11 protein-coding genes are annotated in these 11,032 nt (G+C 73.4%); 3 read left to right on the top strand and 8 right to left on the bottom strand.

Annotated features, from left to right (window positions below):
* Positions 1–280 precede the first annotated feature (280 nt).
* Positions 281–1,375 carry an AI-2E family transporter gene (locus tag ABZW14_RS12000; protein ID WP_355343937.1) on the top strand — a complete coding sequence of 365 codons (1,095 nt, stop codon included), beginning with the start codon at positions 281–283 and terminating at the stop codon, positions 1,373–1,375.
* A 3-nt stretch (positions 1,376–1,378) separates the two neighbouring features.
* On the opposite strand, the gene ABZW14_RS12005 is transcribed toward ABZW14_RS12000, so the two are convergent.
* From ABZW14_RS12005 to ABZW14_RS12035, 7 genes are all read right to left on the bottom strand, one after another.
* On the bottom strand, positions 1,379–2,188 hold the full coding sequence (locus tag ABZW14_RS12005) for an alpha/beta hydrolase (RefSeq protein WP_355343870.1): 810 nt from the start codon (positions 2,186–2,188) through the stop codon (positions 1,379–1,381).
* 66 nt (positions 2,189–2,254) lie between these two features.
* Positions 2,255–2,587, bottom strand: coding sequence for a hypothetical protein (locus tag ABZW14_RS12010; protein ID WP_355343872.1), 333 nt, complete (start codon positions 2,585–2,587; stop codon positions 2,255–2,257).
* A 57-nt stretch (positions 2,588–2,644) separates the two neighbouring features.
* Positions 2,645–3,727 carry a hypothetical protein gene (locus ABZW14_RS12015; RefSeq protein WP_355343875.1) on the bottom strand — a complete coding sequence of 361 codons (1,083 nt, stop codon included), beginning with the start codon at positions 3,725–3,727 and terminating at the stop codon, positions 2,645–2,647.
* Complete coding sequence (locus ABZW14_RS12020) at positions 3,724–4,218, bottom strand: SigE family RNA polymerase sigma factor (protein WP_355343878.1); 495 nt, start codon at positions 4,216–4,218, stop codon at positions 3,724–3,726. Before ABZW14_RS12020 ends, ABZW14_RS12015 begins: the two co-directional genes overlap by 4 nt.
* Positions 4,219–4,259: 41 nt before the next feature.
* The gene (locus ABZW14_RS12025) at positions 4,260–6,050 is read right to left on the bottom strand and encodes a 3-hydroxybutyryl-CoA dehydrogenase (protein WP_355343881.1); all 1,791 of its coding nucleotides are present in this window, start codon (positions 6,048–6,050) and stop codon (positions 4,260–4,262) included.
* Between the two features lie 120 nt (positions 6,051–6,170).
* Positions 6,171–7,235, bottom strand: coding sequence for an alpha/beta hydrolase (locus ABZW14_RS12030; protein WP_355343884.1), 1,065 nt, complete (start codon positions 7,233–7,235; stop codon positions 6,171–6,173).
* Between the two features lie 86 nt (positions 7,236–7,321).
* Positions 7,322–7,780, bottom strand: a complete 459-nt coding sequence (locus ABZW14_RS12035; protein WP_355343887.1) for an FHA domain-containing protein — start codon at positions 7,778–7,780, stop codon at positions 7,322–7,324.
* 251 nt (positions 7,781–8,031) lie between these two features.
* Between ABZW14_RS12035 and ABZW14_RS12040 the strand changes: the two genes are divergently transcribed.
* Positions 8,032–9,534 carry an aldehyde dehydrogenase family protein gene (locus ABZW14_RS12040; protein WP_355343890.1) on the top strand — a complete coding sequence of 501 codons (1,503 nt, stop codon included), beginning with the start codon at positions 8,032–8,034 and terminating at the stop codon, positions 9,532–9,534.
* Positions 9,535–9,552: 18 nt separating this feature from the next.
* Here ABZW14_RS12040 and nucS read toward each other — a convergent pair whose 3' ends face one another.
* A complete protein-coding gene (gene nucS / locus ABZW14_RS12045) occupies positions 9,553–10,212 on the bottom strand; it encodes an endonuclease NucS (RefSeq protein ID WP_262284724.1) in 660 nt (219 codons plus the stop codon).
* Positions 10,213–10,283: 71 nt separating this feature from the next.
* On the opposite strand from nucS, the gene ABZW14_RS12050 reads away from it, so the two are divergent.
* Positions 10,284–10,901, top strand: coding sequence for a DUF4126 domain-containing protein (locus ABZW14_RS12050; protein ID WP_355343894.1), 618 nt, complete (start codon positions 10,284–10,286; stop codon positions 10,899–10,901).
* Positions 10,902–11,032: the final 131 nt, after the last annotated feature.

Consider the following 11,032-nt stretch of genomic DNA (forward strand, 5'->3'; position numbering starts at 1 on the left):
AGGGGCGCTCCGCCGGGCCGGAGCGGGAGCCGGGGAGGCACGGGTGTCGCAGGAGGGATCCGCCGCTCCAGACGACGACCCGCTCGAGCCGTTGCGCCCCGAACCCGATCCCGCCGACGCCGGCGCCCGACCTGGGCACGCCGCCGGCCCGACGCCGGCCGACGGCCCCGGAACGCCCGACCGCCCGGGAACGCCCGACCGCCCGGGAACGCCCGACCGCCCGGGAACATCCGACAGCCCCGGAACGCCCGGCAGCCCGGGAACGGCCGGCGAGCCCGCGCTGGCCGAACTCGGTGTGGAGACCGAGCCCACCGAGTTCGAGCCGAGCGGGCGCTTCGGCGTGCCGGGCCGGCCGCTGCGGCGCAGCAGCTTCCTGATCGGTTTCACCGGGGCGCTGGGCGTGCTGCTGGCGTACGCCGTGTTCCTGGGCGTGCGGAACTCGGTCGGCATCCTGGTGCTGGTGGTCATCGCGCTGTTCCTCGCGGTCGGCCTGCACCCGGCGGTGGTCCGGCTGCGCCGCTGGGGTCTGCCGCAGGGGCTGGCGGTGGCGGTGGTGACGCTGACCGTGGTGCTGCTGATCGTCGGCGGGCTGCTGGCTCTCGTGCCGCCGGTGGTGACCCAGTCCGGCCAGTTCATCGAGCACCTTCCCGGCTACGTCGACGACCTGCGCCGGAACCCCACGGTCAACGACCTCGTCGAGCGCTACGACGTGATGCAGCGCGTCCAGTCGGCCGCGAACGCGGACACCATCGGCCGGGCCCTCGGCGGCGTGCTGGGCGGCGCCCAGCTCATCTTCGGCACCATCTTCCGGGCGCTGACCGTGCTGGTGCTGACGATCTACTTCCTGGCCTACTTCAACAAGCTGCGCGACCTCGGGTACGCGCTGGTGCCCCGGTCCCGCCGGGAGCGGGTCCGCCTCATCGGCGACGAGATCCTGACCCGGGTGGGCGCGTACATGGTCGGCGCGCTGTCTATCGCCGTGCTGGCCGGGGCGAGCACCTTCGTGTTCGCCCTGGTGGTCGGGCTGCCATACCCCTTCGCCCTGGCCGTGGTGGTCGCGGTGACCGACCTGATCCCGCAGATCGGCGCGACCCTGGGCGCGGTGGTGGTGACCCTGGTCGGGCTCGCCACCGACCTGCCCGTCGGCATCGCCTGCCTGGTCTTCTTCCTGATCTACCAGCAGGTCGAGAATTACCTGATCTACCCGAAGATCATGCGCCGGGCGGTCTCGGTCAACGAGGTGGCGGCGCTGCTCGCGGCCCTGCTCGGGGTGTCGCTGCTGGGCGTGGTCGGCGCGCTGATCGCCATCCCCACGGTGGCCGCGCTCCAGCTCATCCTGCGCGAGGTCGTGCTGCCGCGGCAGGATTCCCGCTGAGCGTCAGCCGGCGCGGCGCTGCTCCGGGCCGGGCACCGGGGTGTCGGCGAAGGCGGCCACCGTCCGGTCCGCGTACGCGCTGACGTCGCCGGTCTCCATCGGGCCGTCCCAGGTGGTCGGCAGCGGGACCGGCGCGGCCGGGTTGACCCGCTTGACGATCTCGTTGAGCACCGTCTCCGCGTCGCCGACCCAGAGATGCTTGGCGCCGGGCACCCCGACCACCTCGGCCTGCGGCACCGCGGCGAACCGCTGCCGGGCCTCCTCTGGGCGCAGGTAGTCGTCGAACTCGGGAACCAGGGCGGTGAGCGGCCGGCCGGACCCGGCCCAGACGGCCAGGTCGTCCGGCTGGGAGAAGCGCAGCGGCGGGGAGAGCAGGATGGCACCGGCCACCGCCGGGTCGCAGCCGTACTTCAGCGCCAGGTCGGTGCCGAACGACCAGCCGACCAGCCAGATGTTGGGCAGCTCGTGGAACTCGGCGTACTCGATGGCGGCGGCCACGTCGAAACGCTCGCCGACCGCGTTGTCGAAGGTCCCCTCGCTGGTGCCGCGGACGCTGCTGGTGCCCCGCGTGTTGAAGCGGAGCACGGCCAGGTCGGCCAGCGCGGGCAGCCGCCAGGCCGCCTTGCGGAACACGTGGCTGTCCATCATCCCGCCGTGGGTGGGCAGCGGGTGCAGGCAGACCAGGGTGCCGACCGGCTCCCGCTCCAGCGGCCGGGCCAGCTCGCCGACCAGCTTCAGCCCGTCGGCGGTGTGCAGCTCGATGTCCTCCCGGTGGCCGGGCAGGATCGACGACGCACGGATCGGTGTGCTCACCGCTCAAGTCTCCCGCGCCGCCGCCCGCGCCGCTCGCCGGGGCGGAAACAGGGTGATCCAGATCGCTCAGCCGTGGCGGGGGGCTCCCCGGCCGCGCTGGAGGTTGGGTCCGCGCCGCTCCCGGGCCCGCCAGCAGCCGCTGTGCCAGTGCCGGCGGTCGGTCAGGTCGCCCCGGTCGTCGGCCGGCCAGGCCACCACGTGCGCCACCCCGGGACGGATCTCCTGGTCACAGCCGGGGCAGCGGTACGTCTTGGCCGACGCCCCGCCGGCGATCCCGCGCACCTGCCAGTCGCCGTCGCGCCACTGCTGGACGGTCGGCACACCGTGGCGTGCCCGCTCGGCGTCCAGGTGGGTGGTCTCGTCCCGGCGGGGACGGTTGCGACGGGGGCTCACGGTCACCAAGCGTACGGTCCGCCGGCCGGACCGGCCCGTGTCGGGCGGCCCGGCCGGCGGATCTCAGTCCCAGGTCTCCGGGTCGGTCAGGTCCCTCGCCACCTGCGCCCCGGCCAGCACGGTCGTCGCGTCCGCCTCGGTGAAGGCCGGCCGGCCCCCGTGCCCTTGACCGCCGGGCAGCGGCCAGCCGAAGTCGGCGGTCAGGTGTGCCTTCGGAATGCCCAGCAGGTCAAGCTTGGTGCCGTCCGGATAGAGATACGCGGGACGACCACCGACCGTACGGTTGCTGTCGGCGCGGTCGACGGCGATCTGTGAGCCGTACTGCAACCGCACCCACATGGCCGCGGACGGCTCCCGGTAGACGGTGAGCTCGACGTTCAGACCCCGGGGGAAGGCGCTGGCGTCGACGGAGCAGGAGGTCAGCTGCGCACCCCGCGGCAGCACGCGCAGCCCCAGGGGCGCATCGCACCGGCGTGCCTCGCCCCAGCGGAGGGCGTCCACGGCCGCGGCCAGGGTGTCCCGATCGGTGTCGCCGAGCACGCTCGCCCGGGCGTACAGGCCGGGGACGGGCTGCCAGCCCTTGACCAGGCCGCCGGCGCCGTTCCGGAACTGCCGGACGGTGCCGTCGAAGGTGACCGGGACCGCGCCCTGCTCGGCGGGGAGGCCGTCGAGCAGAAGCTCGTCGACCACCTGCGCGGAGGGGCTCACCTCGATGAGCACCGGCCGGTCGCCCCCGACGTCCAACCGGATCGACTCCACCCGGGGCTCGCCGTGGACGGCCCACGCCAGGTAGCGGGCCTTGCGGGTGTCCACGCCCAGGTGCAGCACCGTCGTGTCGGTGCCCACCAGGTCGGGCCGCTCGGCGGCGCCGGGCACCCCGTCGGCCCTGGGCGGCAGCGGGGCGGGGACGTCGGGCGTCGCGGCCGCCCACGGCAGCCGTCCGGACAGCCGGTCGAGGTCGGCACCGGTCACGCCGGCGAAGCCGACGACGCCGACCAGGGCGAGCGCGGTGCCGGCGGCGACCCGGCGGCGCACCTGCCGGCGCCGGCCGAGAGCGCGCGAGCCACGCAGCAGGCGGTGGGTGTCGGTCTCCCCCTCGGCGTGCTCCCGCAGCACCGAGGTGATCCGCTGGTCGAGGTCGGTCACGGCCGGCTCCCCTTGGTCGTCGGGACGCCGCAGCGCTCCCGGAGTTGGGCGAGCGCCCGCATCGCGTGGGTGCGGACGGTGACCGGCGAGCAGTCGAGGATCTGGGCGATCGTGGCGTCGTCCAGATCCTCGTAGTAGCGCAGCACCAGAACGGCGCGCTGGCGGTCGGGGAGGGCGCGGATCAGCCGCCACATCTCATCCCGGTCGGCCGCCTCGCCGCCGAGGTCCCCGTGCTGGGGCCGTTCGGCGAAGGTGTCCACGGCCAGCTCCCGGCTGGACCGCCGGCGCCACCACGACGTGTTCGCGTTGACCAGCATCCGCCGCACGTACACGTCCGGCCGGTCGGCCCGGGCGATCTTCCGCCAGTGCACGTACGCGCGGGCCAGGACGTCCTGTGTGAGGTCCTCAGCGCGGTGCTCGTCCCCGGTCAGCAGCCGGGCCAGGCGCAACAGCGCCGGGCCGCGGCTGCCGACGTACTCCTCGAAGGTCACGCCCTGAAGACGCGGTCAGCGGCGCCCGGTGTTGACCCGGATCAGCGCTTCGTGTGGTCGCGGAAGCCGCGGCCGCTCTTGCGGCCGAGGTAGCCGGCGGTGACCAGGTGCTCCAGCAGCGGCGCGGGCGCGAAGCCCGGCTCGCGCAGCTCCAGGTAGAGCTCCCGCTGGATGGCCAGCGAGACGTCCAGGCCGACCACGTCGAGCAGCTCGAACGGTCCCATCGGGTAGCCGCAGCCGAGCTTCATGGCGTAGTCGATGTCGTCGGCCGTCGAGTAGCTGGCCTCCAGCATCTTCACCGCGTCGTTCAGGTAGGGGAAGAGCAGCGCGTTGACGATGAACCCGGACCGGTCGCCGCAGACCACGCCGGTCTTGCCCAGCCCCGCGCAGACCGCCCGGGCGGTCGCGGCGGTCTCCGCCGAGGTGCGGATGGTCTGCACGATCTCCACCAGCGGCATGATCGGCGCGGGGTTGAAGAAGTGCAGGCCGATCACGTCGGCCGGCCGCTGGGTGGCCATGGCCACGTCGATCACCGGCAGCGACGAGGTGGTGGTGGCCAGCACGACGCCCGGCTTGCAGATCTCGTCGAGGCTGGCGAAGAGGGCCTTCTTGACGCTCAACTCCTCGACCACCGCCTCGACCACCAGGTCGACGTCGGCCAGGTGGTCCAGGGTGGCCGACCAGGTGACCCGGCCCAGCGCCGCGTCCCGGTCCTCCTCGCTCAGCTTGCCCCGCACCACGCCCTTGTTCAGCGAGGTCTTGACCGCCTCGCAGACCTTCGCGGACTTCTCCGCGCCCCGGGTGACCGAGATGACCTCGTAGCCGGCCTTGGCGAACACCTCGATGATCCCCGTGGCCATGGTCCCGGAGCCGACCACGCCGACCTTGGTGATCGCCCGGGCGCCGTCGGCCAGCGCGGCGCCCGCGCTCACCGGGGTGTGCTCGTCGGTCACGACCACGGGGGAGCCCGGCCGCTCGTAGGTGTAGAAGCCGCGGCCGGACTTCCGGCCGAGCAGGCCGGCGGTGACCATCTGCTTGATCAGCGGCACCGGGGCGTGCCGGCGGTCGCGGCCGCCGCGCCGGTACATGGTGTCCAGGATCTCGTACGCGGTGTCGAGGCCGATCAGGTCCATCAGCGCGAGCGGGCCCATGGGCAGGCCACAGCCGAGCTTCATGGCGGCGTCGATGTCCTCCCGGGTCGCGTACCGGGACTCGAACATGCCGACCGCGTGGTTCAGGTAGCCGAACAGCAGCGCGTTGGCGATGAAACCGGCCCGGTCGCTGATGGTGACGTCGACCTTGCCGAGCCGCTCGCAGAGCGCCTCCACGTCCGCCACCACGTCCGCGGAGGTGACCACGGTGCGGACCACCTCGACGAGCTTCATGACCGGCGCCGGGTTGAAGAAGTGGATGCCGATGACCTGGTTCGGCCGGGTGGTGGCGACGGAGATCTCGGTGACGCTCAGCGAGGAGGTGTTGGTGGCCAGGATCGCCTCGGGCTTGCAGACCCGGTCCAGCTCGGCGAAGATCCGCTGCTTCAGGTCCAGGTGCTCGGGCACCGCCTCGATCACCAGGTCCACGGAGTGCAGGGCGCCCAGCCCGACCTGCCAGTCCACCCGGGCCAGCAGTGCGTCCCGGTCGGCCTCGGCGAGCTTGCCCTTGGCGACGGCGCGGTCGGTGGAGCCCGTGAGGGTGGCCCGGCCGCGCTCCAGCGCGCCCGCGGAGATCTCGACGGCCACCACGTCGATGCCGTTGCGGGCGAACACCTCGACGATGCCGGCACCCATGGTGCCCAGACCCACCACACCAACACTGGTGAACTCGCGCGCCACGACCGGCCTCCCCTTGGTCCGACTCCGCCGGCATGAACGGCGGCTAAGGTTATGCGCCGGAGTCTGCCACGTGACGCTGGGTTGTCGAGACGCCGTGGGATATTTCACGCACCACGTCGGTCAGACCCCGGACGGCACCCCGGTGAGCGCCAGCAGCTCGGCGACGAACTCGGCCGGCCGCTCCAGGTGCGGGCTGTGCCCGCAGCCGGGCAGCACCACCTCCCGGTACGTCCCGCCGGCCGCCGCGTACCGGTCGAACACCGCCCGGGTCTGGCCGACCATCGGCTGCGGCGGGCAGTCCGCCGCCCCGGGCCACCCGGGCACCATCCCGAGCGACCCCAGGTAGGCCAGGTCGAACAGCGAGGTGTCCGAGACGATCACGTCGGCGTCGCCGCGTACCCAGGTCACCGGCGGCTTGGCCGGAACGGCGACCAGCTCGTCGGCGAGCCGGAAGTGGGCGGGCGCCAGCGCGTTGAGCACGCCCCGCTCCCCCGCCGCGGTGCCCGGCCAGTGCGCCGAGGCGACCGCCGTGCCCGGGTAGTTGTCGTCCCCCGTCGCGGTGGTCAGCATGCTCTCCAGCAGCAGTTCCTCGTCCGCGCCCAGCGACGCCGGGTCGGCCACGTACGCCGAGCGCAGCACGTTGCGCGGGCTGGTCGGGCCGTCGGCGCCCCGGTCGCCCGCGGCCAGCCGCGTCACGAAGTCGGGATTCGCGGTGCCCGCGCCGGTGCCGGCGAAGTCGGGCGTGGTGGGGGTGCCGTCGAGGTCGCGGGTGCCACCGAAGCCGTACGGGGAGACCGGCGCCTCCAGCAGCAGCCCGGCCACCCGGTCCGGGTGGTCGACCAGCAGCCGCATGGCCACCCCACCGCCGAGCGAGTGCCCGGCCACCACCGGCCGGGCGCCGGGGGCGAACAGCCCAGGGGCGTCGAGCAGGGCGGCCACGTCGTCGGCGAAGTCGCGCAGGCCCCGGGTGGCGTCGACCGGGGCGGTGTCGGTGTCGCCGTATCCGCGCAGGTCGGGGGCGACCACCCGGAGCGTCTCCGGCAGCCGGGGCAGCAGTGGCTCCCAGAAGGCGGCGGACGACACGTTGCCGTGCACCAGCAGCACCGGCACGCCGTCCGGCGGGCCGGCCACCCGGACCACCTGGGTGATGCCGTTGGCCCGGACGGTGTGTCGCTCACTCCCCATCCGCGCATGCTGGCACGGTTTCCCGCGACCGGTCCATGTGGCCCGGCCCCATCCGGAGCCGCCGGCCGATGTGGCCGAGCCCCGGGTCAGTGGTGCGCGTCGACCGGCAGCGGCAGCGTGCCGCGCGACTCGACCTGTGCCCGCGGGGTCGGCGGGACCGGCAGCGGCAGGGTCGGCCGGTGGTCGCGGCGCGGCTGCATGAAGCTCATGCCGACCGGATCGGTGCGGGCCACACCCGGATCGAAGAAGCGCAGGTCGGTGCGGCCGAGCCGGATCACGTCCCCGTCGGAGAGCGACACGCTGCCGACGATCCGCTGGTCGTTGAGCCAGGTGCCGTTGGTCGAGCCGAGGTCGGTGAGCACCACACCGTCGGGGGTGGCCTGCACCGTGGCGTGCCGCCGGCTCAGGTGCGGGTCGGCCAGCACGATGTCGGCGCTCGGCGCCCGGCCGACCAGCTGCGGATCCCGGCCGACCCGGAAGCTCAACCCCCGCATCGTCCCGCCCGACACCGTCAGCAGCGGCATCAGCTCCGGATGCTCCTCCATGGACAGTCGACCTCCACCCCACCGTCGCTCCGCGGCGTCAGCCTGCCACCTCACCGTAATCGGTCCCACCACCGCGCGGTCACCCCCATGACCCCGGCCGGTCATCTCCTGTTCGCCGTTTCGGCGGGCGCCGCCGGTTCAATCGGCGGCACATCCGTCGATCCCGCCGGGCCCGCGACGCCGCCGACCTGGGCAGAGTACGGGCCGCGCGGGACCTACCGGTGAGTAACGCTCAGGTCTAGACTTCGGCCATGACGGCTGTGCATGTCCCCGGGACCCCGCTCATCGAGGACGGCCGACTGGTGTCGACCAGTCCGGCGACCGGTGCGGAGGCCGGACGGCTCCCCGTGGCGACCGAGGCCGACGTACGGGCCGCGGTGGAGCGGGCCCGCTCTGCCGCCGACTGGTGGGCCGGGCTCGGCCACGCCGGCCGACGCGACCGGCTGCTGCGCTGGCGCGGCGTGCTCGCCCGCCGGATCGAGGAGCTCGCCGACCTGGTGCACACCGAGGGCGGCAAGCCGGTCGGCGACGCCGTGGTGGAGATCCTCACCGCGCTGGAGCACATCGACTGGGCCGCCCGCAACGCCCGGCGGGTGCTCGGGCCGCGCCGGGTCCGCTCCCGGCTGATCCTCGCCGAGTTCACCGCGCACCTCGAATACCAGCCCTACGGGGTGGTCGGCGTCATCGGCCCGTGGAACTACCCGGTCTTCACCCCGATCGGCTCCGCCGCCTACGCCCTCGCCGCCGGCAACGCCGTGGTGTTCAAGCCGAGCGAGTACACGCCGGCCGTCGGGCAGTGGCTCGTGGACCGGTTCGCCGAGGTGGTGCCCGAGCAGCCGGTGTTCCAGGCCGTGCACGGGCTCGGCGACGTCGGCGCGGCACTGTGCCGGTCGGGCGTGGCGAAGCTGGCCTTCACCGGCTCGACGGGCACCGCGAAGAAGGTGATGGCCGCCTGCGCCGAGACGCTCACCCCGGTGCTGCTGGAGGCCGGCGGCAAGGACGCCATGATCGTGGACGCCGACGCCGACCTGGACGCCGCCGCCGAGGCGTGCGTCTGGGGCGCGCTGACCAACGCCGGCCAGACCTGCATCGGCATCGAGCGGGTCTACGCCGTCGACCAGGTCTTCGACGCCTTCGTCGACAAGGTGGTGACGAAGGCCGGCCGGCTCACGGTCGGCCCCGACGGCGCCGACATCGGCCCGATCACCATGCCGTCCCAGGTCGACATCATCCGGCGGCACATCGACGACGCGGTGGCCCGCGGCGGCCGGCCGGTGCTGGGCGGCCCCGAGGCGGTCCAGCCGCCGTACGTGCACCCGACCGTGCTCGTGGACGTGCCGGAGGACTCGGCCGCGGTCCGCGAGGAGACCTTCGGGCCCACGCTGACTGTCAACCGGGTCCGCGACGTGGACGAGGCCGTCGAGCGCGCCAACGCCCTGTCGTACGGCCTCGGGGGTTCGGTCTTCGGCCGCCGGCGGGCCGTGGCGGTGGCGCGGCGGCTGCGCTCCGGGATGGCCGCGGTCAACTCGACGCTGACCTTCGCCGGCATGTCCACGCTGCCGTTCGGCGGCGTCGGCGACTCCGGCTTCGGCCGGATCCACGGCGAGGACGGGCTGCGCGAGTTCGGCCGGGCCAAGTCGATCACCCGCCGCCGGGCGCGGTCGCTGCTGCCCTCGATGACCTTCGAGCGCACGCCGGCCGACGTCGCGCGCCTGGTCAAGGCCGCCAAGCTGATGTACGGCCGGGGCCGCTGACCACCCCGGCCGCCGGGCTCAGAACAGGGTGAGCTCGTCGCGCTCGATGCCGCGCAGCTTGTCGTAGTCGACCACCACACAGCGGATGCCGCGGTCGGTGGCGAGCACCCGTGCCTGTGGCTTGATCTCCTGCGCGGCGAACACCCCGGCCACCGGGGCGAGCAGCGGGTCGCGGTTCATCAGTTCGAGGTAGCGGGTGAGCTGCTCCACCCCGTCGATCTCGCCGCGCCGCTTCACCTCGACCGCGACCGCGCGCTGGTTGGCGTCCCGGCAGAGCAGGTCGACCGGCCCGATCGCGGTCATGTACTCCCGCCGCACCAGCGTGAAGCCCTCGCCGAGGGTCTCCGGGTTGGCGGCGAGCAGTTCCTGCAGATGCGCCTCGACGCCGTCCTTGCGCAGGCCCGGGTCGACACCCAGCTCGTACGAGGTGTCCTGGAAGATCTCCTCCAGGGTGATGCGCAGCTCCTCGCCGGCCTTGTTGACGACCCGCCACACACCGGGGGCCTCCTCCAGCCGGCACGGCGGGCTCATCCAGTTCAACGGCTTGTACGCCCGGTCGTCGGCGTGGATCGACACCGACCCGTCCGCCTTCACCATGAGCAACCGGGTGGCCGGCGGCAGGTGCGCCGAGAGCCGTCCGACATAGTCCACCGAGCACTTCGCAATCACCAACCGCACCCGACGAGGGTAGCGGAGCACCCGGCCGTCGCCGACGAGCGCCACTGGCGTACCGGTGCGATATTGAGATCGTGCTCGAAGTCCTCACCGGTTCGGGGCTCGCCGCATCGGCGGGCCTGAACGCCTACATCCCCCTGCTGTTGATGGGCCTGCTCGCGCGCTACACCGACCTCATGGAGCTGCCGAGCGGCTGGCAGTGGCTGGGCAACGGCTGGGTCCTGCTGATCCTCGCCGTGCTGCTCGCCGTCGAGGTCGTGGCCGACAAGGTGCCGGTGGTCGACCACGTCAACGACGTGGTGCAGACCGTGGTCCGGCCGACCGCCGGCGGGCTGGCCTTCGGCGCCGGCTCCAGCTCGGAGACGGTCACGGTCAGCGACCCGGACACCTTCTTCTCCTCGCACCAGTGGGTGCCGGTGGTGGTCGGCGTGCTCCTCGCGCTCGGCGTACACCTGCTCAAGTCCGCGGCCCGCCCCGTGATCAACGCGACCACCGCCGGCTTCGGCGCCCCGGTCGCCAGCACCGCCGAGGACGCGACCAGCGCGATCATGTCCGTGGTGGCGATCCTGCTGCCGGTGCTGGTGCTGGTGTTCCTGGTCGGGATCGTGGCGTTCTTCTTCTGGTTCCTGCGGCGGCGTCGTTCGCGTCGGCGGGAACGCCAGGCGGCTCGGGCTGCGGGGTTCCGGGTCTAGTTCTTGTCGGCCGCTGGTTGCGCTTGAGCTCCGGATACGCCGCTGGCCGGCACCCCATCGTTCGGGGTGCCGGCCAGCGGTTCGTTCTAGGGTCAGCTGTTCCAGTGCTGGCCGACGATGTCGGCGGCCTG

The sequence above is a fragment of the Micromonospora sp. NPDC004551 genome (assembly GCF_040609975.1).
Classification (GTDB): Bacteria; Actinomycetota; Actinomycetes; order Mycobacteriales; family Micromonosporaceae; genus Micromonospora.